Raw genomic sequence first — 24,755 nt, 5'->3', positions numbered from 1 at the left:
TGACTCCCTCCTAATGACGGAAATGTCGTACGCCTGTAAAGACCATCGTCATTCCATATTCATTGGCTTTATCGATGCTCCTTTGATCATTCTTAGAACCGCCAGGTTGTATAATCGCAGTAATGCCCGCGGCATGCGCAGCTTCCACACAATCCTCAAACGGGAAAAATGCATCCGATGCCATTGAAGCGCCCTCCCGGCTCACATTTGCCTGTTTGATGGCATTCTCCAATGCCCAAATTCGAGAGACCTGCCCAGGGCCATTAGCCACCAAGACAGCGTCCTTGGCCAAAGAGATCCCATTGGATTTTGAATTCTTCACGGCTCTCCAAGCAAAATCAAGATCTTTCCATTCCTTTTCAGTTGGCGTTCGCTTTGTTGCAACGGAAGGCTCTCCATCCATCAATTTCACATCCCGATCCTGAATCAGCAAGCCGCCAAGAACGCGTTTGTAATCCTTCCCAGGGTTTTTCTCTGTAATGGTCGGCATTAGAAGCAGGCGAATATTCTTCTTTTGTGTCAAGCAGACCAGCGCCTCTTCTGTATAGGCTGGGGCTACTACCACCTCGATGAAAACCTTTGAAATCTGCTCTGCTGTAGCCAAATCCAGTTCTCGGTTCATGGCTAAAATCCCACCATAGATCGATACAGGATCCGCCGCGTTGGCCTTGAAGAATGCTTGAGACAAAGAATCTGCCTGTGCGATCCCACAAGGATTAGCATGCTTGACAGCAACGACTGTCGGTAGATCGTTCCCATATTCCTTCAAAATTTCCAGGGCACCGTTGGTATCATGGATATTATTAAAAGACAATTCCTTGCCATGCAATTGGTCCGCTTCCACCAAACTTCCCTTTGTATCAAAAACTTCCTTATAAAAACTTGCTTTTTGATGCGGATTTTCTCCATATCGCAAGGATTGTTGTCGTTCAAAAGTCAGAGTCAATAATTCCGGCTCTGTATTCTCTGTTTTTTCCAAGAAATACTGGGCGATCAAGGCATCGTAATGGGCCGTATGCATAAAAGCTTTTGCCGCCAAACGTTCATTCAAGGCATACGATGTAGCTCCCTCCGCTTTAATAGCTTCAAGTACTTCCTTGTAGTCGGCAGGATCGACCAAAATGGCAACATCTTGATAATTTTTTGCTGCCGCACGGATCATAGATGGGCCGCCAATATCAATATTCTCAATAATTTCCGCATGAGTGGAACCTGGCTTTTCTAAGGTCTCACGAAAAGGATATAAATTGTTGACAACCATATCCACAGGCGAAACACTGAGATCTTCCAATTGTTTCATATGACTGTCCAAAGATCGAACCGCTAAAATACCCCCATGAATTCTCGGGTGCAAAGTCTTTACACGGCCATCCAAACATTCAGGAAATCCCGTTACCTCTTCGATGGGAAGCACGGCAATCCCTTCTTCTTTCAAGAGGCGTGCAGTTCCTCCAGTAGAAACAATCTCCCATCCCTCTTCTGCCAATCCCTTACATAAATCCAGTACACCTGTCTTATCAAAAACGCTTACTAATGCTCTTGGCATTCCTACTCCTCCATTCCCACAATATCAACACAATTATGATTTACAATCAACCGATCCTGGCAAAAAAGCCGAACGGCTGCCACCAATAGGCGATGTTCCACCTCTAGTACTTTTTTTTGCAAAAGGGCTATTGTATCCTTTTGCTGAACCCGTACGCACTCCTGTAAGATAATCGGACCTGCGTCCGTTTCTTCCGTTACAAAATGTACCGTTGCGCCCGTTACTTTAACACCAGCATCCAACACCGCTTGATGCACACGTTCCCCATAATAGCCTGGTCCCCCAAAGGAGGGCAAAAGAGCCGGGTGCACATTCACCAATCGATTGGCATAGGTTTGAATAAAGGTAGGTCCAAGAATTCTCATGTACCCAGCCAAGACAATCAAATCGACCTGATAGGCCTCTAATGTATTCAACATCATCTGCTCGTATACACTTCGCTCGGCAAAGGCATTAGAATCAATACAGATTCCATCAATGCCAACAGCCCGTGCCCGTTCAAGACCCTTGGCCTCTTCATTGCTCGACAAAACCAAGACAATCTCGCCATCGAGACTGTCTTGGTGATCGATCAAGGCTTGCAAATTACTTCCGTTACCCGAGATCATTACAGCTATGCGTTTCTTTTGCTTCATAGTTTCACCTCTTGATTTCCGGCAATAATCTCGCCCAGCAAGAAAGCTTCCTCCCCTGCATGAGCCAAAAGTTTCAAAGCTGCTCTTTCATTCTCTGGTGATACGATGATCACAAAGCCCACGCCCATATTAAAGGTTCCCAACATTTCCTTGCTTTCAATTCCGCCTAATTCTTGAATGCGGCTAAAGATCGCCTGCTTGGGAATCGCTTCAAAATCAATGACTGCATCACAGTTTTCAGGGAGAACGCGCGGTACATTCTCATATAAACCACCACCGGTAATATGGCTCATTCCCTTGATTTCAATCTCTTTTAATACCGCTAAAATCGGCTTTACATAGATCTTTGTTGGCGTCAATGCCACCTCTCCAAAAGATGGAGCCCCTTGAGTAACCGGTGTGTCCCAACTCATCTCTGCTCTTTCCATTACCTTTCGGAAAAGGGAAAATCCATTGGAATGAAGTCCGCTAGAAGCAAGACCAATTAGTTTGTCACCAGGAGCAATTTCACTGCCAGTGATCATCTTTGCCTTTTCGACAACCCCAACGGCAAATCCAGCCAAATCATATTCGTTTTCCTCATACATGCCAGGCATCTCGGCAGTTTCACCACCGATCAAAGCCGCATTGGACTGAACACAGCCTTCTGCAACCCCTGCAACAATGGCCTCAATGCGCTCTGGATCATTCTTGCCAACGGCAATATAATCCAAGAAGAACAAAGGTTCAGCTCCCTGACATAGGATATCATTAACACACATGGCAACGCAATCAATCCCAACGGTATTATGCTGATCCATGGCAAAAGCCACCTTCAGCTTGGTTCCAACCCCATCAGTGCCAGAAACCAAAACAGGTTCTTCATATCCGGTCGGCAGACTAAATCCGCCGCCAAATCCCCCAAGAGACGTTAAAACCTCAGGCCTCATGGTGCGCGCAACATGCGACTTCATTCTTTTTACTGCTTCATAACCTGCTTCCTTATCAACTCCCGCTTGAGCATAGGTCAAAGGCTTATTTACTTTACTCGACATCGAAAGGCACCTCCATTGGGTAATCTCCATCAAAACACGCTCGACAATAGCCACGGTCTCTTCCACAAGCATCTTCAAGCCCATCTAAAGAAATATATCCCAGGCTATCCGCACCAATCATGTCCTTGATCTCTTCAACCGACATATTCGAAGCAATCAATTGCTTTCGATAGGGGGTATCAATTCCAAAATGACAGCTATAAGCAACCGGCGGACTCGACACACGGAAATGAACTTCTTTAGCGCCTGCCTCTCGCAAGAGTTCCACCAGGCGTTTTGAAGTGGTACCACGAACGATGGAATCATCCACAAGGATCACTCGCTTTCCCTCAATATTCCCCTTCAATGGATTTAACTTGATTCGAACACCCTTTTCTCGTTGCTCTTGATTCGGCTGAATAAAGGTTCTGCCAATATATTTGTTTTTTATCAATCCAATTCCATAAGGAATGCCAGATCGTTCTGCATAGCCGATGGCTGCGGGAATACCAGAATCTGGTACGCCAACAACGATGTCCGCTTCAACAGGGAATTCATCCGCCAAAATTTGTCCCGCACGCTGCCGGGAATCATAGACACCAATCCCGTCCATAACAGAGTCTGGGCGAGCAAAGTAGAGCAATTCGAAAATGCATAATCGTTTCTTGGTCCACTGATTCAATCGGTCAGAACGAATGCCTTCTGGTCCAATGGAGATAATCTCACCAGGTTCAACATCCCTCACCAGCTTGGCTCCAATGGCGTCTAGGGCACAAGATTCCGATGCCAATACATAGCCATCCGCCGTCTTCCCTAAGCACATGGGTCGCATCCCATGGGGATCGCGTAGACCAATCAAATGATCATCAATGGTTAAAACCAAGGCATAAGCACCCTTGATAATTTCCCCAACACGTTTGATGGCTTCCAATAAGTCTGCCTTATAATTTCTGGCTATTAAATTCAGAATGACTTCTGTGTCGATTGTTGTTTGAAAGACAACCCCAGCATCCTGAAGCATATTGCGAAGGGCCTTGGCGTTGACGAGATTTCCATTGTGTGCCAAAGCAATCTGGCTATCTCGGTAATTGGCAACGATCGGCTGAGCATTTTCAATTTCACTTTCTCCCGATGTGGAGTAGCGTACATGGCCAATACCGATATTACCCTTGAAAATTTCCATATTGGGATCTCGAAAAACATCTGAGACCAGACCCATTCCCTTGTGGGACTGAATTCTTTTCTGATCATTGACTGCAATGCCGGCACTTTCCTGTCCACGATGTTGCAAAGCATACAGGCCATAGTAAATGGATTCCGCTGCGTTAATTCCCGGTTCGTTATAAACGCCGATGACACCGCACTCTTCATGCAGTTCTTCTGCGCCCCAAGGATCCTGGACCATCTTATTCTCCCTTCACACGCGAAAGCATTTCCGCGTAAACCGATTCAACATCCCCAAGATCTCTTCTAAAACGATCTTTGTCTAGTTTCTTCCCAGTTTCTGCATCCCAAAATCGGCAGGTATCTGGAGAAATCTCATCCGCCAAAAGAATTTCGCCCTTGTAACGACCGAATTCCAATTTAAAGTCAATCAAACGGATGCCTCGCTCTGCAAAGAAGGCAAGTAGCATCTCGTTAATCTTCATGGTATAGTCCTTGATCGTTTTAATCTCTTGGCGAGTCGCCAAACCCAAGGCAACAGCATGATCATCATTGATCAAAGGATCACCAAATTCATCATTTTTGTAGCAGATCTCAAAGATCGGCTCCAACAATTCCATACCTTCTTCAATGCCTAGGCGCTTACACATGGAACCGGCTGCCGTATTACGAATAATGACCTCAAGAGGAACGATCTCAACGGATCGAACCAATTGCTCTCGTTCAGACAAAACAGAAAGCATATGTGTAGGGATGCCCTTGGCTTCCAACATCTCAAAAAGAATGGCACTCATTTGATTGTTAATCACGCCCTTGCCTGTGATTGTACCCTTCTTTCCTCCATTGAATGCGGTGGCATCATCCTTATAAAAAACAATAACCTCGTCTGGATTTCCCGTCGCATAAACCTGCTTTGCCTTACCTTCGTACAACAATTTTCCCTTTTCCATAATCGTCTCCTCCTATCCCTTGATCCGCTCTTGCATCATTTGATCTTTTTTTAATACGGCAGCTGCTTGGTCTGCCTTATTGGCGTGCAACTTTTCTTTTAAATCGTCCGATTTCAACGCCATCATTTGAATGGCCAAGATCGCCGCATTCTTTCCGCCGTTGACAGCAACCGTTGCCACTGGAATTCCAGGAGGCATTTGCACCATGGCCAGCATGGCATCCATGCCTTGAAGGGCACCAGATGTAACCGGCACTCCAATAACAGGAAGCGTCGTCATCGCTGCCAAAACTCCAGGCAAATGCGCTGCCATTCCGGCAAAACCAAGAATCACAGATAATCCACGTTCTTCTGCAGTTTTTGCAAATTCAGCTGCTTGATCTGGTGTGCGATGCGCCGATAAGACTCGACACTCCACCTCAACCCCAAAATCCTTGAATACGGCCAATGCTTTTTCAACAATCGGGAAATCCGAATCGGATCCCATTACAATGCCTACCTTCATGACTTACCTCCCTTATCTAAAGTACTTGACACCAGAAGCAAAGAGCTTCTGATCCATTTTTTCTTCTAGGTTCTGATACAATCCATTGCCAATTCGTTCCGAGTGACCCATCTTGCCAAGTATTCGTCCATCTGGCGAGCAAATCCCCTCAATTCCCCAATGAGATCCATTGGGATTAAATGGACTTTCCTCTGTAGCTTGACCCGAATCATCAACATATTGAAAACAGATTTGACCATTTAATTTCAAATGCTGCAGACTCTGCTCCGAAGCGACAAATCGTCCTTCACCATGTGAAACCGGAATCGCATGCAAATCTCCTACTTCTACCCCGGTCAACCAAGGAGAGTGAGAGCTGGCAACTCGTGTTCTTGTCACCATGGACACATGGCGTCCAATGGAGTTGAAGGTAAGTGTCGGCGACTGATCGCTTAATTCTTGAATGCGACCTGTTGGCAAAAGTCCCAACTTAATCAAGGCTTGAAAGCCATTGCATATACCGATCATCAAACCATCTCTCTGATCCAAAAATTCTTGTACCGATTCCATCAATCGTGGATTTCGGAATGTATTTGCGATAAATTTACCTGAACCTTCCGGTTCATCACCAGCGCTAAATCCGCCTGGCAATGCAATAATCTGTGCTGCATCAATTCCGCGCTTAAAGGCTTCAATGGTTTCTTGAATCTGCTGTGGTGTCTGATTTCTCATCACCACCATATCGATTAAAGCGCCTTCCTTCTGGAAAGCTCTTGCCATATCTTCCTCGCAATTGGTGCCCGGAAAAACAGGAATAAAAACACGAGGTTTTGCGTAGGAAATACTCGCTTTCCGTTTTGCTCGCTTTTCAAATCGAATATTTTCAACCGCTTTACCCTGCTCCAAATGAATTGGGAACACCTTTTTAAGCGGCAGCTCCCACGCCATTTGAAGATCTGCCAATGGGAGTGTCATCTTCTTGGCAACAATCCATGGCTCTGGAACCGTAATACCCAAGACCTCACCATTAAACAATTGTGCATAATGGCTCACATCAGCGCTGGTATCCATTTCAAGAAGGAAACCACCCATTTGAGGCAGGAAGAAATCTTCTTCTGTAAAGCCGTCCATGATCTTTACGCCAATCTCGTTGCCAAAGCACATCTTGCTTAGAGCACCCGCTATCCCTTCAAAACCAATCGCACGAGCCGTTACAATCCGTCCCTTTTCAAAACCATGGTGAATGGTATCAAAGCGCGCCTTCATCAAGGGAATATTCGGCATCAAGTTTTCGTTCAGAATTGCCGGCAAATACAAAACGTAATGACCACAACTCTTAAATTCGCTGGAATGAACCTTGTCAACCGAATCATGATTCACTGCAAAACTGATCAAGGTCGGCGGCACATTCAAGTCATCAAAGGAACCCGACATGGAGTCTTTTCCACCAATTGCCGGCGTTTCAAAGGCCAACTGTGCATGCACGGCACCAAGAAGTGCCTGGAATGGCTTGCCCCAACGCACTGGATCCTTCTCGAGTCGTTCAAAATATTCTTGAAAACTCAATCGTGACTTTTTATAATCACCACCCATGCCAACGATCTTAGCTAAAGAATCCATAACCGCATAGACTGCGCCATGGAATGGTGACCATGATGAAATCCTCGGATCAAAACCATATGACATCAAGCTTGCCGTTGAAGCCTCGCCCTTCAAAACAGGAATCTTAGCAGCCATTCCTTGTTCTGGCGTCTTCTGCTTTTTCCCCCCAAAGGGAAGCAGAAGGGTTCCAGCTCCAATGGTAGAGTCGAACATCTCCACCAAACCTTGCTGGCTCCCAATTTCCAAGGTGCCCATATGGCGAAGCCATTTTTCTTTTAAATCCTTGCCTTTCGTTACCATATGAACCAAAGGTGAGTCCATTAAGATCGGTGCTTTTACTAGAATCTTCGCTCTCTGTTTCGCTCCATTGGTATCTAGGAAGGCTCGAGACAAATCAAGAATGGTTTTCTGTCTCCAAACCATTTCCAATCGACCCGTATCGGTGACAAGGGCAATTTCTGTTGCCTCTACATTTTCTTGATCGGCCAAGGCAATAACTGCCTCAACATCTTTCGCTTCTACAACAATCGCCATCCGCTCCTGCGATTCCGAAATCGCCAATTCAGTTCCATCGAGTCCCAAATATTTCTTTGGCACGCGATCAAGATCAATGCGAAGGCTGTCTGCCAATTCACCCACGGCAACACTGACGCCGCCCGCGCCAAAATCATTACAACGCCTGATCAAACGCGAGAATTCTGATTTTCTAAACAACCGCTGAAGCTTTCGCTCCGTCGGTGGGTTTCCTTTTTGTACTTCAGCTCCACACTGTTCGATTGATTCACTGGTATGGGCTTTCGATGATCCCGTTGCTCCGCCAATTCCATCTCGTCCCGTACGTCCACCCAAAAGTAAAATTCGATCACCAGCTTCTGGACGTTCCCTTCGTACATGAGAAGCAGGAGCAGCAGCTACCACGGCACCAACTTCCATCCGCTTGGCTTTATAGCCCGGATGATAAATTTCAGCTACCTGGCCTGTTGCTAGACCGATCTGATTTCCATAGGACGAATATCCGCGCGCCGCTTCCCTAGTGATCTTCCTCTGTGGCAGTTTTCCAGCTAAGGTATCGGCTAATGTTTCCCGCGGATCTGCCGCGCCAGTTACACGCATGGCTTGATAGACATAAGATCGACCCGACAATGGATCTCGAATCGCTCCACCCAAGCAAGTGGCTGCACCACCGAAGGGTTCAATCTCTGTTGGATGGTTGTGGGTTTCATTTTTAAACATTAAAAGCCAGTCTTCTTCTTTTCCATCAATAATCACTGGAATCTTAATCGAACAAGCATTGATTTCTTCCGATAAATCAAGATCAGGAACCTTGCCTTCCTGATGCAAAAATCGCATCCCAAGGGTTGCCAGCTCCATCAGTGTCAAATCTTTTGCTCCCCGACCCAATGACTTTTTCGCAGCCAAAGCCGTTTCTAAAGCCTCTTGAATCGGTGCAATCCCCAAGCCGTCTTCCAATTGAATCTCTTCCAATTTTGTTGAGAAGGTGGTGTGGCGGCAATGATCTGACCAATAGGTGTCAATTACTTTAATCTCTGTAATCGTCGGTACCCGATTTTCTTCCTTAAAATACGCCTGAACAACGAGCAGATCTTCCAATGTCATAGCTAGACCTTCCGTCTTCCGATAGTCTGCCATTTGCTCTTTTGTTTGCTCCAAGAATCCATCAACACTTGTAATCATTTCAGGTATTGGGAAATGACTAGTCAAAGATTCTGGTTTTTCCATTCCTACCAAACCCGAGTCCACTGGATTGATTAGAACCTCTTCTATTCTTTTCTGCTCTTCTTTTGAAAAGGAACCAAAAAAACGATAATGGGTCGCCACTCGCACGATGGGACGAATCCCTTCCGTGATCAAGGCAATCGCCTCTTCGCATGAATCTGCCCGTTGATCAAATTGACCCGGTAGAAATGAAACCACCATATTCCAATCGCCCTCTTCCGGCAAAGTTTCCTTATACCAGCGATCAACTGGCGGCTCTGCAAAAACAGTGGTAATGGCTCGTTCATATACGTCCTCTTCCACCCCTTCTACATCATAGCGGTGATAAATCCGTACGCGATCGAATTCGGCAAGGCCTAAGTCTTTCTCCAAGCGCTTTTGCAATCGCTGCGCTCCCTCATGAAACGGCTCTTTTTTTTCTACAAAAATTCGTTGAACCATCTGTTCCTCCTTAAAGAATAAAAGAGTCCGAATAGTTTTCAGCTACTCGGACTCTCGGTTATACGTTTTACGCAAAATAAGCTAAGTAAATCTTAACCAGGAATAATAGCCCGACAATATAAGTAAGTACCGGTACATCTTTCGCTTTTCCTGTAAATGTTTTTAGTAATACATAAGAGAGAATACCAAATTCAATTCCTTCTGCAATTGAGTATGCCAAAGGCATCATAATGATTGTCAAGAAGGCAGGAATCGCTTCCGTGTAATCATTCAAGTCAATCTCTTGAATTGGACTCATCATAAACAAACCAACAAGGATCAATGCAGGTGCAGTAGCCGCGCCTGGAATCGCGATAAATAATGGTGACATAAACAAGGCAATTGCAAACATACCCGCAGTAGACAATGCAGTCAAACCAGTACGACCGCCCTCAGATACACCTGAAGCAGACTCGACATAAGTTGTAACCGTCGATGTACCCAAGCACGCACCAATGGTTGTTCCAATCGCATCGGCAAACAAAGCTTGCTTGGCGCGAGGAAGTTTTCCATCCTCATCCAACATGTCAGCTTTCGTTGCAACACCAACAAGAGTGCCCACTGTATCAAACATATCAACCATTAAGAAAGTAAACAAAACTACAACAATATCAAACAATGCCTTTGGATCCGATAAGAATCCAAAATCAAATTTAAAAGCGACTTTGGCTAATGACGGTGGTGCACTGATCATGCTCTCTGGAACCGGAGTCACACCCAAAGGGATGCCAACAAGTGCAGAAAGTAAAATACCAAACAATAAAGCGCCTTTGACATTCATCGCTAATAAAATACTCGTTACAATTAGACCTACAATTGCAACAATTACGGTTGGTGACGATAAATCCCCAAGAGCAAGTGGCGTTGCACCATTTACAACAACCCCTGCATTTGATAAACCGATAAAAGCAATAAATAAACCAATACCGACTGAAATTGCTTTCTTAATATTCGCTGGAATCGAGTTGATGATCGCTTCGCGAACATTCAAGAAGGTTAAACCGATAAAAATAAGTCCTTCAATTAATACAGCCGTTAACGCCGTTTGCCACGTGTATCCCATTTGTAGAACAACTGTATAGGCAAAAAATGCGTTTAAACCCATGCCCGGTGCCAGTGCAAATGGATAGTTAGCCACAAGACCCATGGTGATCGTTGCTATGATTGATGCCAATGCAGTTGCTGTAAATACGCCACCGAAGTCCATACCCGCAGCCTCTAGTGTTAATGGATTGACGATCAAAATATAGGCCATCGTCATAAAGGTTGTGATTCCTGCTAGAATTTCCGTTCGAACAGTGGTGCCGTTTTCCTTTAATTTAAAAAATGATTCCATTTATGTTCCTCCTCGTCTTCTGTACTAATGCAAATACAGTTTAACAAAGGAGGAATGGAAAGTCAACGCAAAACACGAATGTTTTTTATTAAAATAATTTCTTTCTTCGTGAATAGATCTTTTTACACAAAGTGTATTCAATAGCGTTCCATATTCATACGGATATAAGAGGTAAATGTTTGCATAAATTCAAATTCCGTTCGAAAAATGCAAAAAAAAGCGAACAAGTCCTGCCCGCTTTTTCCTTTATGCATTCTCATTTAGAGGATTGGCCGCATAAGACCCCAATAATTGGTACTCCAAGGAGCGTTTGCTTAATTCAGCCAGCATCTTCTGAAAGTCATCTTCATTTGCCGTTCGTTCCAAGTCAATAAAAAAATCATACTCCCAGGGCACCTCTTTTGCCGGATGTGATTCAATCTTCAACATATTAATATGATGTTCCGAAAAGACACCCAATGCTTCAAATAAACAACCGGGTTGATGGGAAACCCTCAGAATCATTGACGCTTTCGTAAGTTCTGTATTCTCAATAGGCAACTTCGCAACAACCACAAAGCGTGTCGTATTGGTTCGCTGATCTTGAATTTCCGCTTTTAGGATCTCCAATTGATAAATTTCTGCTGCCCGCTTACTGGCAATCGCAGCAACAGTTTCATCCTCTTCCTCCGCAACACGTTCTGCACTCTTGGCTGTATTTAGATAAGCATGTTGCGTCCACTCCCGATGCGCCCCCAAAAAAGCCTGGCACTGTCGAAGAGCTTCCGGATGGGAATAAACGTCTTTAATCAATTCCAACTTGCTTCCCGGTTTGGCCATCAGACAATGGCGCACAGGTACGTACTCTTCCCCAACAATCTTCAATCCAGCCTGAAGAAGCAAAGTATATACGGCACGAATAGCTCCCGTCGAACTATTCTCTATGGGCAACATGCCTGCAATAACCTCATCCGATTGCACTGCTTTTACCACTGCGTCAAAGGTTTCAAATGCTCGATGTTCGAAGCCATGAAAAAAAGATCGTGCTGCAATTTCAGAAAAAGCACCCGGAACACCCTGATATCCAACACTCTTACTCGTCTCCATGTTCGCCGCCTCCCAAAATCAAATCCGCCATGACCATGGCAGCAATTGCTTCCACAACCGGCACCGCTCGGGGGACAATGCAAGGATCATGTCGACCCGTTAACGCAAGTGTTTTCTCTTCGCCTGTTTTCGTCACTGTTTTCAATGGTTGACTGATCGATGGAGTCGGTTTAAATGTCACTCTGCACCGAAGTGGAGCTCCCGTCGTAATGCCACCAACAATGCCGCCATTGTGATTAGACAAAAAGATGATTTCATCGCCGTCCATGCGCATTTCATCCGCCGCCTGAGAACCAGTTAATTCAGAAAACTCACAGCCATCTCCAAACTCTACAGCCTTTACTGCTGGGATACCAAACAAGGCTTGAGCAAGATTCCCTTCTACTGTATCAAAAATCGGATTTCCTATCCCTGCCGGTAATCCTGTAATCAGCAGTTCAACAGCACCGCCAAGGGAATCTTCATGAATCCTGGCTTCTTCAATCGCTTCAATCATTTCCTTGCGGTCCCATTCCTGGGATACGGCAAAATCCAATTTCGCCAAGTCCTGCAGTTGGTCATGATTTAATGTATCGATCGGTTTGGTTCCCAATCCACCAATTCGACGAATTTGAGCAAAAATCCGAATGTTTCTTTCCTCGAGCCACGGGCGAATTAAAGCACCCGCAAACACCATTGGAGCCGTCAGTCGACCAGAAAAATGACCGCCTCCTCTGGGATCATTGGCATCATCATAACGAATACTGCCTGAATAATCCGCATGCGATGGGCGATACAAAGATGCCAATAGCGAGTAATCCTTTGACCTTGTATCCGTATTTCGTATCATGGCACAAAGGGGTGTTCCCGTCGTCTTTCCTTCATATGCTCCGCTGACAATCTCCGGAAGATCAGCTTCTTTCCGTTTTGTGCTCCAAGGCATATTGCCCGGTTGCCTTCGTTTCATTTCGAAAAGAATCCGTTCTTCATCGATCAAAAATCCCGATGGCAATCCATCCAAAACAACACCGATGGCTTTGCCATGGCTCTCTCCAAAAATACTCATCCGAAGATTTTTTCCCCATTGACTACTCATTGATCATTCCTCCTAGTCGTTGAAATTCATCCCAAAAATGCGGATACGACTTGTTCACTGCTTCACTACCTGTCAGCTCTACAGTGCCCGATGCACGAAGACTCGCGATCCCCAAGGCCATAGCAATCCGATGGTCATTCCATGAGTCTACGCATCCACCGGTTAAACCCGAACCACCCTGAATCAAAAGTCCTTCTTCCAACTCTTCAATCTGCGCACCCAATGTAGTCAATTCTTTCGTCGTTGAAGCCAAACGGTCCGATTCTTTGATGCGAAGCCGTGCCGCATTAATCACCCTCGTCTCACCCTCACTTACCGCTGCCAACACAGCCAAAACTGGAATCAGATCCGGTACATCACGCGCATCAATAACAACTCCATGAGTTTTCGATGGGTAGACCCACAAGTCCTCACCCTTCCATTCCCATCGACCACCCATCTCACGCACAATGGCTAGCACGCCTCGATCTCCTTGGGTTGAATTTTTCTTTAGGCCACGCAAGCATAAGGCTTCCTTGCCAATTAAGCCTGCGACTAGCCAAAAGGCTGCTTGCGAAAAATCAGCTTCTACATCATAATCTGCTCTCACATATGCTTGTCCGCCAGATATAAAGTATCCAGTCTCGGTGCGTTCCACCTCAACACCAAAGGCTTTCATCGCTTCGCGAGTTAATTCCACATAGGGTTCCGATTCCAAATCTCCCCGAATGTCCAATCTCAATTCTCTCTGTGCAATCGGTGCCGTCAGCAAAAATCCTGTGAAAAATTGGGAACTGATATGCCCGTCCAGCGAGAAAGCCGAAGGCATTTCAAATCGATTCTCTGTGACAAGAGGCAGTTTCCCCGGATATGTATAACTCGTTTTTACCTGATCAAAAACCTCCAAAATGGGGTCGATTGGTCTTGTCGGTAAACGTCCTTCTCCAATAAATTCAGCTCGCTTCGCCAAAGCAGCGGCAATCGGAATCATAAACCGCAAGGTTGAACCCGATTCACCACAATCTATTTTTGCATCCAGCGTAAGTTTTCGCACGCCAGAGACTTCCCATATGCCCTCACCTAAATCACTAAAACTTGCACCTAGGCTTTCCATCGCTTCCCGCGTGGCCCGCAAGTCACGGGAGTCATCAATTCCACTAATCCGAGAAAGACCCGGACTCAAAGCTCCCAAAATCAAGGCTCGATGCGAAACGCTTTTAGATGATGGAACACGCAAGGTTCCCTGCAAACTCGATGGTTGAATCACTCGTTTCATTCCGTTACCTCCTTTAAAAATTCTTCAATCACGCCATACTCCACAGGACGCACGACTGCCTGCCCCACCTCTTTCAATGCCACAAGATGTAAGAGCCCTTTGCTTTTCTTCTTATCCTTTTTCATAACTGCAATCCAATCTTCCGTTGGAATCGGAATCGATTGAATCGGTAAACTAAATTGCCTTAACAAGGCAGTCAGCTCCTCTTCAACTCCCGCTTCTGTAATTTCTAACTTACGACCGATCTGGGCTGCCATAATCATGCCAATAGCAACTGCCTCACCATGGGCGTATTTTTTGTACGCCGTAAACTGTTCAATACCATGCCCAAAGCTATGACCAAAGTTCAAGATTTTTCGCAATCCTCTCTCCTCTTCGTCCTGGCTTACCACCATCGCTTTCAGCTCGCAGCAACGGGCAATGACTTTGGCCCAAGCCGGTCGCTCTTCTACGGCATCATGTAATTTCGCAACATCCTTAAGTAAATTCGCATCTAAAATTGCTCCTGTCTTTACGATCTCAGCAATTCCGTTTCTAAATTGTCTCATCGGCAAAGTTTTTAACACAAAAGGATCAATAAGTACGCCCTTTGGTGCATAAAAACTGCCAACTAGATTTTTTCCTTCTATAACATTCACACCGACCTTGCCGCCCACACTACTGTCTACCTGAGCCAACAAACTCGTTGGAACCTGTACAAATGGAACACCCCGCATAAAGGTAGAAGCAACAAATCCAGTCAAGTCTCCTACGACCCCGCCACCTAAGGCGATAATTCCGCTAGAACGATCGTGTCCTTTTTCCAAAAGCCAATGATAAATCATTTCGACAGTCTGAAGATTCTTGCTTTCCTCACCCGCTTCAATCATATAGACATCCGCAGAACCCATTCCCGCTTCCTTTATCCCTGCTTGCAATCTCTCCAAGTAGATCTTGCCAACGTTGGTATCGGTAATTATCGCCAATTGTGCTGAAGGCACCCATCGACGAATCCAATTACCCGCCTGGTCAAATATTCCCTCTTCAATTAGAATTGGATATTTCCCATGTTTTGATTGTACATCGATTTTTTCCATACCCTACTCCTTTATTCCCTCTTGAATTCCCTTACTTATGGCTAGTGTTTCCAATATTTCTGTTCCGTTTTCCGACTTCAAGCAGTCCTTTAAGTGATTGAGTTTATTTTGAAAGACTTCCAAATCCTCAAGAATCGCCGGTGCATTATATAAGAAGATATCCCTCCACACCCTCGGATCACCAGCAGCAATACGCGTTGAGTCTCGAAATCCTTCTCCAATGTAATTTTTGCAAGTCTCTGCACTTTCCAGCAAAGAAGAAAGCAATACTGCTGATAAGTGAGGCATATGACTCGTTTTTGCTACCATTGTATCATGTTCGGCCGGACTCGTCTTAACGATTTGTACATCAATCGCTTGCAATATCCGAATATAGGCCTTCACAATGGCGGAATTGGTTTGGCCAGTTAAAAAGAATACCTTCCCATCGAACAAATCAGTTCGCGATGCGGAGAAGCCATTGAATTCTGCCCCACACATGGGATGCCCGCCTAAAAAGGAAACAAAGTCCGGCAACAAGGGCTCAACCTCTCGATGTACCCGTCCCTTGACACTACCCAAATCCGTTACCAAAGCCCCTTCTGACATCCATGGAATCAACTGATTGATAATGGTTGAATACGCACCCAAGGGTGTAGCCAAGACAATCAAGTCATATTTTTCTTCTTGTGTCTGACAAAATCCTGCATCAATAACGCCGAGAGCTTTAGCTGCCTCCACCGATTTACAATCCAAATCCAGTCCATCCATTTTAATTGCAGGAACCGCGTAACGAATCGCCTTCGCAAAAGAGCCGCCCATCAATCCCAATCCAACTACCAAGATTCGCTTAAAGTCTGATTCCATCACTCTTCCTCCTATTTCAGGTCGCGTACCGCTTCGTGCACCACTCTTACAGATTGCATCAAATTCTCAAAATGCTCTGGATACAAAGATTGTCCGCCGTCGCAAAGTGCTTCATCCGGGTTTGAATGAACCTCGACCATCAAACCATCCGCTTTAATTGCTGCAGATGCCCTTGACATTGGAATGACCATATTTCGTCTACCCGATGCATGACTTGGATCAATCATTATCGGTAAATGAGACATTTCCTTGATCGCCGTAACCACATTTAGATCCAAGGTGTTTCTCATGTACTTCTCAAAGGTACGGATCCCTCTCTCGCACAAAATGACATTTCGATTGCCTTCCGACATGATGTATTCCGCCGCTACCAGTAATTCTTCTAAGGTTGCTGACATACCGCGTTTCAACAATACTGGCTTGTTACCACGTCCAACACGCTTTAGCAATGCAAAGTTTTGCATATTACGAGCACCGATCTGAATCAGATCCGCATGTTCTGCTACAACCTCATAATCTGCAATGCTCATCAATTCCGTCACAGTTGGAAGCCCAGTCATTTGACCTGCTTCCTTCAATAATTTTAACCCTTCAACGCCCATTCCTTGAAAACTATATGGCGATGTTCTCGGTTTGTAGGCCCCGCCGCGAAGAATATTCGCGCCGCCCGCTTTTACCGCTTTTGCAGATGCCATCATTTGCTCTCGGCTTTCAATGGCACAAGGTCCGGCAATAACAGCAAATGATCCATCACCTACAGGCACATTGCCTACCATGACAACCGTGTTTTCTTCCTTGAAAGATCGACTGGCCAATTTATAAGGAACCGTAATGCGATACGCTTTATCCACCATCGGATCCATGATAAACTCAGACAGTTCAAATTTAAAGGTATCTCCAATCACGCCGATTACTGTTCGGTTTGGTCCTGAACTTACATCTGCCTCATTTCCATTCTTGTGGATATGATCGACCACCGCTTGAATATCCTTGTCTGTTGCATTCTTCTTCATTACAATAACCATAATTTTCCTCCCTTTCAAAAAAACATAAAAAAAATGCGAGGAATCATTTCGATTCCCCGCAGCTAGTAGTAAGGTGCATTTCCTATGCCGGTTCCCCTATGATTCGATTTGTTCGTATATGATTGAATGCAAAATAGCCAACGCCATAATAAAAATAATAGCCTTGGAAGAAGAACGTAAAATATGCAATTGCTTGTTGCTTCAATTGTGTTGCGCTCTCTTTGATTGCTTCAATCAATCGATTCATAGCGACTCCTCACTGGATTTTTTATTAGTGTAAAGCTTTCGTCACACATTGTCAACCAATAAAAGTCAATTATTCCCAAGGAAGCGTTTTCATAGATACGGTTTGCATGAAAAATCCTAAAATATTGATAAATGCATATTCGTTCTCAATATTTTATAAGGTTTAATCTCAGTTTACTTATTATATATTTGCATTAACAATAAATCGTTTACAATTAATAGGAATTCGTATAAAATTGATTTAAATACAGAGAACAGGAGGAAATTATGGACCATACAGACCTTGCCATCCTACATGCACTGGATAAAAACAGCCGTGCCACGGTATCTGAGATCTCTAAATTAGTCAGCTTATCGACGCCCGCAGTTTCTGAAAGAATTAAAAAATTAGAAGAAGCCGGTGTCATCGAGCAGTTTACCATGAAACTCAATCACAATAAAATGGACCTGAGTTTAATGGCTTTTGTCTTTGTTTCCCTCAAGGGCGGCGCTTCCATTCCCCAATTTCGAGAATCAATACTTTCCTTTCCCGAGGTCCTAGAATGTCATCATATTGCCGGAGAATACGACTATCTACTCAAAGTCATCCTGATAGACACACAAGAACTCGAACAGTTCATCAGCAAGAGATTAAAAGGCATCTTTAGTGTTCAAAAGACCAATACCCTGATCAACCTTTCAACCATAAAATCGGACCTGAACAGAATTGCTCGGCCATGATATTCAATGGGACCTTTGGAATCATCCTTATGAGTTTCGGAGCACCCACTTTTTAAGCAAAAAATAAAAAAAGCTATCGAATCAATTCGATAGCCTTTACTCATCCTCTTTGATTTGCAAACCTAATAATTTGGACAACTCAACGGCTTGATAGACATTCACAATTACACCCTTCAATTCTTCCGCATACTCCGAAACACAAATTCCCTCCAAATCACAAGCAGAAAAATCTACACCCTTTAAGGACGTTTGAAAAAACTCAGTCCGAATATACTGTGACTCTTTAGTTTCAAAAGACTTCAGCTTACAGCCCGCAAAAAAAGTGTCCGATAGATCGCTATCCACAATAGCACACTTATCGAACTGAGCCTTGGTGAAATTCGCATACCGCAATGCACTCTTTTCAATTGTAAAATCAATAAACTTGCATTCCGAAAAATTAGCACCTACCAATTGAGAGCTTTTGAACTCACACTGACTAAACCAACTATGGGAAAAATCGCAATTGGGAAAGGCACAGGAATCAAAGACCACATTTCTAAAGGAGCATCGCTCCATCACTGTCTTCGAAAATGTACAATGATCAAAAAACACATTTTCAAAATAAAGATTATCAAATCGTTCATCTTCTACGTTTTGTTGTTGCAAATGAAGATCGCTTAGATCCTCTTCCTTCTCCATGCTTTCAAGCAACTCACTCCTTGCATCTCTGCAAACTGCTAAACACGGAGTTAATTTCGACTTCTTAATTTTCACGACTTTTGCCATAATCCAACCACTTCCATTCTGTAAAATATGATCAATCATATCACAATTCAAAACTAGCAGTCACTCTTAACTAAAAAAAAACTCTACGAAGTTTCAGCCATTCATCCGTAGAGCTTTCAATATATTTATACAAGCTGCAATTTATGGTCAAGCCGCATCCTTGCGGTAAAAGAGCAAACCACTCAAAATAATCACAAGAGAAATCAACATATAGATTCCAACATTGGGATTTTGAATACCTCCGACAACGATGACCAAGGCACCAAGAATGGCACAAATAGGCTTCACATATCGATTGAAGAAATTCAAATCCTTGAAATTTCTCATATACCAAACATACAAAATAATATAAATGCCATAGACCATAACAATTGGAATCTCATCCAATCCGATATACATACCAAACAGATTGTTCAAGCTAGCATACCAAAGAACAAGATAAATGATCGACAAAGCAAAGGCTGCAATTGCTGAATGTCGTGGCATATTCGTCTTTTTATCCACCTTTGAAAAGAATTTAGGTGCAGGTCCTTGTCCACGAATAGCCAGCGAATAAGGGATGCGCGAATTGCTCAAAGCCAAACCATTTAATGTACCAAGGCACGAAACAACAACAAAAGCAATCAAAATACTGCCACCCACATTACCAAACAAATTGTTCGCTACAGAAGAAACGGCTTGATCCCCTTGTATGAGGATCTGCTCCGCTGGCAGTGAGCTGGTGATGCCCAAAAAGTACAAAATATAAATAAAAAAAACGATAAAAGTCCCCATTACCAAGGCCTTCGGCAAATTCTTCTTGGAATCTTTTATTTCACTGTTAACTGTAACAGCAACAATCCAACCTTCATAGGCAAATGCAGTAGCAACCACGGCAGATGCCAAAGTACCTCCCGATTTGCTTATGCCGCTGACGCCCATGCGCATATTTTCAACAAAAATACCATTGGTGATTCCACCAATAACACCCAGAAACGCAATTAAAGCCAAGGGAATCAACTTAATCACCGTTGTTGTCACCTGGAATTTTCCTGCAATAATTGGTGCCATATAATTCATCAAATAGATCATCACCATGTATACCACTGCAAGAAACCATGTTGCCAAAGAATTAGAAGGATTATCACTGCCCATTAGGATCATCGTGTATAGAGAACTCACCCATGCCAAAATTGCAGACAAGGGCGAAAAATAAATCACGCAATTAAACCAACCTGTTAAATAACCGACGCGCTTTCCATATGCAATTTCTGTATAATCAACAATTCCGTTAGTTCTTTCGATACGTCCTGCAAACTCTGCAAAACACATAGCTCCAAATATCATGGCAAAGGCACCAAGCCCCCACGCAATCAGGGCCAATAGAACATTCCCGTCGGTTAGGACCAACACATCATCTGCTTTAAAGAACACACCCGAACCAATTACCACACCTACCACCATGGCAATCGCTGTCGGCAAGCCATATTTTTTACTTAATCCTTCCATAACATCTCCTTCTCTTCAAATTTTCTAAAAATTTCTGCATACAAGTATTCCAACTGATTACCTATCTCATACCCACTTTCCATGCCACAATAAAAGCCCTGCAGATCTATTTCACTGATCCGCAGGGGCTTGTGATCAATCTATTCATTTCACATAATCGCTTAACAGCGTTTAAACTTGCTTGCGATAAAAGATCAAACCGCTCAAAATCAAGACAAGAGAAATCAACATATAGATTCCGACATTCGGATTTTGAATACCACCAACAACAATGACCATTGCGCCTAAAATCGCGCAAATCGGTTTTACATATCGATTAAACACATTCAAATCATTGAAATTTTTCATATACCAAACATACAAAAGAATATAAAATCCATAAATCATCACAATCGGTATTTCATCCAAACCGATATAACGACCAAACACATTGTTCAAACTTCCATACCAGATTGCCAGATACATCATCGAAATCACAAAAGCACCTATCGCTGAATGCCGCGGCATATTTGTCTTCGGATCCACTTTAGCAAAAAACTTTGGTGCAGGCCCCTGGTTTCGAATTGCCAAGGAATATGGAATTCTCGAATTTGTCAAAGCCAAACCGTTTAAGGTGCCTAGGCAGGAAATCACAACAAATGCAGTAAGGATACTTCCGCCAATCGTGCCAAACATATTATTTGCCACCATACTGACCGCTTGATCCCCTTGCGTCAAAATCACATCCGTCGGCAAAGAACTGGTAATCCCCAAGAAATAGATCACATAGACAACAAATACAATCGCTGTTCCTAAAACCAAAGCCTTGGGCAGATTTTTTTTAGAATCCTTAATTTCACTGTTTATCGTAATCGCTAAAATCCAACCCTCATAAGCAAAAGCTGTCGCAACAACGGCAGATGCCAATGTGCCGCCAGACTTTGTAATCCCCGAGGCTGCTGCTCTCATATTTTCTACTAAAACGCCATTCATCATTCCGCTCACAACACCCAATACTGCAATCAAGGTCAGTGGAATCAGCTTAATCAACGTTGTTGTTACCTGAAACTTACCAGCCAATAAGGGTGCTATGTAATTCATGATATAGATCAGTAGCATGTAACTCACTGCCAAAAGCCAAGTTGCAAGAGAATTTGATGGATTGTCGCTGCCCAGAAGGATCATGGTATAAAGAGAACTGACCCACGCTAAAATCGCACATAAAGCCGAAGAATACAATACACAATTGAACCAGCCGATCAGATAGCCCATTCGATTTCCATAAGCAATTTCCATATAATCCACAATTCCATTGGATCGTTCGATCCGCCCCGCAAACTCGGCAAAACACAATGCGCCAAAAATCATGGAAAAGGCACCAAGACCCCAGGCTACCAAGGCCATAAACACATTGCCATCGGTAAGAGTCAATACATCATCCGCTTTAAAAAATACCCCAGATCCAATTACAATTCCAACGACCATGGCTATAGCTGTCGGTAATCCATACTTCTGCTTCAATCCATCCATAGCTTCTCCTTAATTTATGTATTCTTATGATTAAATAACAAAGATAAAGATCATCCCAAAACGGAATGATCTTATCAGATTTTCATTTCCTTGCATCATATTATCATAGGCAAACGTCAAGCTCAACCATTAGAATTATTGAATGCTCCCTAACAATCTTTTCGCACAGTTCTTATTCACCTTGCCTTTTCAACCAGCCTCTTCTTCCTGAATACAAAAAATCAAGGCATCAACAATATCACCATCATATAGAACACCCTTGCCATCTTGAAGAATTGCAATCGCGCGGCCAACACTCATAGCATCGCGATAGGATCGATCCGATGTTAAAGCATCAAATACATCCGCTACTGCAATAATTCTTGCTGCTATTGGAATCATTTCCCCAACAAGTCCCTGAGGATACCCGCTTCCATCTAATCGTTCGTGATGATATCGCACACCATCAAGAATAGACTGAAACTGAGAGTATCCACTTAACATTTCAACCCCCTTCATTGAATGCGTTTTGACTTCTTCAAACTCTAGTGTTGTCAAAGAACCTGGCTTTTTCAAAATTTTTCCAGGTATGCCCACTTTCCCAATATCATGCAACAGAGCTGCCGAATAAATATTGCTCTCTTCATCACAATCAAGATAGTTTGCAATTTTTAAGCTGTAATTAGCAACTCGCTCAGAATGCCCTTTCGTATAAGGATCCTTGAATTCTAGCATCTTGATCAATAATGCATAAACTTCAACGACATCTTGCTCCAACCTTTCATTCCGCATCTGAATTGCCATAGATAATCCGTTAATCTCGTTTTCCAATCCAACAAATTCTTGGTATCCTGACGGAACCATCCGATGGTTATAATCCCCCAATCCAATCAACTCCACCTGCGATTCAAGTCGTTTGATTGCATTTGTTGCCGGCAAAAATGCCGACTTAATGTATTGATGCTTAAAGAATATATACAAGCCAAATGCCATAATAAAATACAGACCATAAGGCAGATAGAAATACCGACCTAAATCATGTAAGGTATATTCAACATTTATGTAAGCAGGAAGTTCTGAATCAATCGGGTAGGAACGAACGATGGTTTGCCAATGAAAGAGGTCACGATTTTCGTTAGTTGAGAAATCCCCAATCTCTATGTTAGCAATTGATTTTTCAATCCAAGGTACCTTCAGGAATAACAAATTAGCCTCCGTTACCGGATATGCCAACAAAAGCGTAACATCTCCAGCTCTGGAAATACATTTTGCCCATAAGGTATTGCTTTCCCACTGATACCATGTAGCCATCGATGCATTGGCATCAATTCCCATACTTGCAAAATCCGCTTTCCAATCATGATCACCATATTCATAACTTAAATTTTCGCCGTTGAAAAAAAGTACCACAGCATCACTAATACTTTTATGACTAATTCGCTCAGTCAAGAACAGATCTAAATCCTCTGTCTTCCCATCCTCTAGAGTTCGATTCCAAATATCATTCGATACCCAATGATTTAGCATGTTTTGTATGGAGTCCTCAGCCTCCGTTCTACTCAGTTCAATGAAGCGGCTTGCCACCTCCTCAAACTGAAACACATAATCATTCGTTGTATGATAGATGGTTAATCCGCCGACTATGCTAAGAATTAGCAGGATAATCATCATACGCTTCGAGATTGCTTGATATGTTTTATAAAGAAATGAATTCTCCATACAGCGCTACGCTCCTGTCAGCATATTTGAACTACAAACTCCTAAACATATTAATATTTTACCATCATTTGTTGAAACATTCAATATTCCCATATTTTTCTAACTATATATATATATGACTCAACTCTCTACTACTCAGCAGAATCTAATAGCACAAATGAACTCAATAGCATTCAAATCTAAAGCGACTGCAGGTCTATTCCATAGCACGTTTACAAATAAAAAGAAGGCAATGTCACTGCTTCTCATTTCGATTCTATTTCTATTTGTTGAAGCCTTCTTTCGTTTTACAATTACTTCCATCTCACTATTCTATCAGTATAAATGCCTGCAACAAGTTAAAATGGGATCATCTCGATTCCCCAAAAAAATTCTCTGCAAGAGCATAACCATTTTCCTATTACCATAAACTTTTTATTTAAACCTATTGTATATAGTCTACTCGCTTCTACTAACCCAAAAACAAAAATCTGACCTACTGCCACTAGGATCGCCTGAAATATATGCAAGCTTATTGCGATGATTGCCATTGTAGATAATCTTTTAGCACAGAGACAAAATTTAAAAACCATAAAATATGATCGAGTCAAAACTTTGGAGGAACCATTGCTTGCATTTGCAGAATCAAAAATCTTTCTCATTGACTCGCCAAGGCGATTATAGCTATCACGATTCTTGACGATACATTTTTAAAGGATCGTGACTATCAAAGAAAAACAGTTGCCAAGTATCCATTCACGTTTGACATGCTACTCGAATGGCTAAAAGAAGCCGAAAATGATGGGAAAATCAAATCGGATAATTTATTTATGTCTGCAAGAATATTTTATGCTTTAGTCATAGATGCGATCACATGGCCTGTGCTATTTACCGACGGCCATAATAAAGAAGCTGTAAACCCAATGTTGGATGAAGTAATCGCTGTGTTTTTGGCTCGCTACGGCAACACCATCTAAAGCGTTTTTGAATACCGCTTTATGGATCCATTACTTAAATCATACACTTTGCAAAAAAATC

The 24,755-nt window shown here is 43.3% G+C and carries 21 protein-coding genes; 2 read left to right on the top strand and 19 right to left on the bottom strand.

Features of this window, described 5'->3' with window-relative positions; all coding sequences use genetic code 11:
- Positions 1 to 10: 10 nt before the first annotated feature.
- From purH to AC25CA_RS05665, 15 genes are all read right to left on the bottom strand, one after another.
- A complete protein-coding gene (purH, locus tag AC25CA_RS05735; protein WP_486816095.1) occupies positions 11 to 1,546 on the bottom strand; it encodes a bifunctional phosphoribosylaminoimidazolecarboxamide formyltransferase/IMP cyclohydrolase in 1,536 nt (511 codons plus the stop codon).
- Positions 1,547 to 1,548: 2 nt separating this feature from the next.
- Positions 1,549 to 2,181 (bottom strand): phosphoribosylglycinamide formyltransferase, encoded by a 633-nt coding sequence (gene purN / locus AC25CA_RS05730; RefSeq protein ID WP_486816094.1) that lies wholly within the window; start codon positions 2,179 to 2,181, stop codon positions 1,549 to 1,551.
- Positions 2,178 to 3,215, bottom strand: coding sequence for a phosphoribosylformylglycinamidine cyclo-ligase (purM, locus tag AC25CA_RS05725; protein WP_486816093.1), 1,038 nt, complete (start codon positions 3,213 to 3,215; stop codon positions 2,178 to 2,180). The genes purN and purM overlap by 4 nt, the downstream gene beginning before the upstream one ends.
- Positions 3,205 to 4,599 (bottom strand): amidophosphoribosyltransferase, encoded by a 1,395-nt coding sequence (gene purF, locus AC25CA_RS05720; RefSeq protein WP_486816092.1) that lies wholly within the window; start codon positions 4,597 to 4,599, stop codon positions 3,205 to 3,207. The genes purM and purF overlap by 11 nt, the downstream gene beginning before the upstream one ends.
- Position 4,600: 1 nt before the next feature.
- A complete protein-coding gene (purC, locus tag AC25CA_RS05715) occupies positions 4,601 to 5,308 on the bottom strand; it encodes a phosphoribosylaminoimidazolesuccinocarboxamide synthase (RefSeq protein WP_486816091.1) in 708 nt (235 codons plus the stop codon).
- Positions 5,309 to 5,320: 12 nt separating this feature from the next.
- Positions 5,321 to 5,812: a 5-(carboxyamino)imidazole ribonucleotide mutase gene (gene purE, locus AC25CA_RS05710; protein WP_486816090.1), complete on the bottom strand. Its 492-nt coding sequence runs from the start codon at positions 5,810 to 5,812 to the stop codon at positions 5,321 to 5,323.
- Between the two features lie 12 nt (positions 5,813 to 5,824).
- Positions 5,825 to 9,571 carry a phosphoribosylformylglycinamidine synthase gene (locus AC25CA_RS05705; protein WP_486816089.1) on the bottom strand — a complete coding sequence of 1,249 codons (3,747 nt, stop codon included), beginning with the start codon at positions 9,569 to 9,571 and terminating at the stop codon, positions 5,825 to 5,827.
- Positions 9,572 to 9,638: 67 nt separating this feature from the next.
- A complete protein-coding gene (locus tag AC25CA_RS05700; RefSeq protein WP_486816088.1) occupies positions 9,639 to 10,946 on the bottom strand; it encodes an NCS2 family permease in 1,308 nt (435 codons plus the stop codon).
- A 246-nt stretch (positions 10,947 to 11,192) separates the two neighbouring features.
- The gene (pheA, locus tag AC25CA_RS05695; RefSeq protein ID WP_486816087.1) at positions 11,193 to 12,032 is read right to left on the bottom strand and encodes a prephenate dehydratase; all 840 of its coding nucleotides are present in this window, start codon (positions 12,030 to 12,032) and stop codon (positions 11,193 to 11,195) included.
- Entirely contained in the window at positions 12,019 to 13,107 is a 1,089-nt protein-coding gene (gene aroC, locus AC25CA_RS05690) for a chorismate synthase (RefSeq protein ID WP_486816086.1), read from the bottom strand. The genes pheA and aroC overlap by 14 nt, the downstream gene beginning before the upstream one ends.
- Positions 13,100 to 14,362 (bottom strand): 3-phosphoshikimate 1-carboxyvinyltransferase, encoded by a 1,263-nt coding sequence (gene aroA / locus AC25CA_RS05685; protein ID WP_486816085.1) that lies wholly within the window; start codon positions 14,360 to 14,362, stop codon positions 13,100 to 13,102. Before aroA ends, aroC begins: the two co-directional genes overlap by 8 nt.
- On the bottom strand, positions 14,359 to 15,438 hold the full coding sequence (gene aroB, locus AC25CA_RS05680; RefSeq protein ID WP_486816084.1) for a 3-dehydroquinate synthase: 1,080 nt from the start codon (positions 15,436 to 15,438) through the stop codon (positions 14,359 to 14,361). The genes aroA and aroB overlap by 4 nt, the downstream gene beginning before the upstream one ends.
- 3 nt (positions 15,439 to 15,441) lie before the next feature.
- Positions 15,442 to 16,284: a prephenate dehydrogenase gene (locus AC25CA_RS05675; RefSeq protein ID WP_486816083.1), complete on the bottom strand. Its 843-nt coding sequence runs from the start codon at positions 16,282 to 16,284 to the stop codon at positions 15,442 to 15,444.
- A gap of 11 nt (positions 16,285 to 16,295) precedes the next feature.
- Positions 16,296 to 17,309 carry a 3-deoxy-7-phosphoheptulonate synthase gene (gene aroF, locus AC25CA_RS05670; protein ID WP_486816082.1) on the bottom strand — a complete coding sequence of 338 codons (1,014 nt, stop codon included), beginning with the start codon at positions 17,307 to 17,309 and terminating at the stop codon, positions 16,296 to 16,298.
- A gap of 82 nt (positions 17,310 to 17,391) precedes the next feature.
- Positions 17,392 to 17,556: a hypothetical protein gene (locus tag AC25CA_RS05665; protein ID WP_486816081.1), complete on the bottom strand. Its 165-nt coding sequence runs from the start codon at positions 17,554 to 17,556 to the stop codon at positions 17,392 to 17,394.
- Between the two features lie 266 nt (positions 17,557 to 17,822).
- Here AC25CA_RS05665 and AC25CA_RS05660 point away from each other — a divergent pair, with 266 nt between their 5' ends.
- Entirely contained in the window at positions 17,823 to 18,275 is a 453-nt protein-coding gene (locus AC25CA_RS05660) for an Lrp/AsnC family transcriptional regulator (RefSeq protein WP_486816080.1), read from the top strand.
- Between the two features lie 96 nt (positions 18,276 to 18,371).
- Here the strand turns inward: AC25CA_RS05660 and AC25CA_RS05655 are convergent, their stop codons facing one another.
- The 4 genes from AC25CA_RS05655 to AC25CA_RS05640 all read right to left on the bottom strand — a co-directional run bounded on the left by AC25CA_RS05655 (position 18,372) and on the right by AC25CA_RS05640 (position 23,738).
- The gene (locus AC25CA_RS05655; protein WP_486816079.1) at positions 18,372 to 19,043 is read right to left on the bottom strand and encodes a pentapeptide repeat-containing protein; all 672 of its coding nucleotides are present in this window, start codon (positions 19,041 to 19,043) and stop codon (positions 18,372 to 18,374) included.
- 147 nt (positions 19,044 to 19,190) lie between these two features.
- Positions 19,191 to 20,531 carry an APC family permease gene (locus tag AC25CA_RS05650; protein WP_486816078.1) on the bottom strand — a complete coding sequence of 447 codons (1,341 nt, stop codon included), beginning with the start codon at positions 20,529 to 20,531 and terminating at the stop codon, positions 19,191 to 19,193.
- Positions 20,532 to 20,702: 171 nt separating this feature from the next.
- Complete coding sequence (locus AC25CA_RS05645) at positions 20,703 to 22,040, bottom strand: APC family permease (RefSeq protein WP_486816077.1); 1,338 nt, start codon at positions 22,038 to 22,040, stop codon at positions 20,703 to 20,705.
- A gap of 189 nt (positions 22,041 to 22,229) precedes the next feature.
- Positions 22,230 to 23,738 (bottom strand): HD domain-containing phosphohydrolase, encoded by a 1,509-nt coding sequence (locus tag AC25CA_RS05640; protein ID WP_486816076.1) that lies wholly within the window; start codon positions 23,736 to 23,738, stop codon positions 22,230 to 22,232.
- 746 nt (positions 23,739 to 24,484) lie between these two features.
- Between AC25CA_RS05640 and AC25CA_RS05635 the strand changes: the two genes are divergently transcribed.
- Positions 24,485 to 24,694 carry a TetR/AcrR family transcriptional regulator C-terminal domain-containing protein gene (locus AC25CA_RS05635; protein WP_486816075.1) on the top strand — a complete coding sequence of 70 codons (210 nt, stop codon included), beginning with the start codon at positions 24,485 to 24,487 and terminating at the stop codon, positions 24,692 to 24,694.
- Positions 24,695 to 24,755 lie beyond the last annotated feature (61 nt).

This window comes from Gottschalkiaceae bacterium SANA (assembly GCA_036323355.1).
Taxonomy (GTDB): domain Bacteria; phylum Bacillota; class Clostridia; order Tissierellales; family GPF-1; genus GPF-1.
Note: the sequence above shows the minus strand (reverse complement) of the source record. Positions and strands in the feature narration are given on the sequence as shown.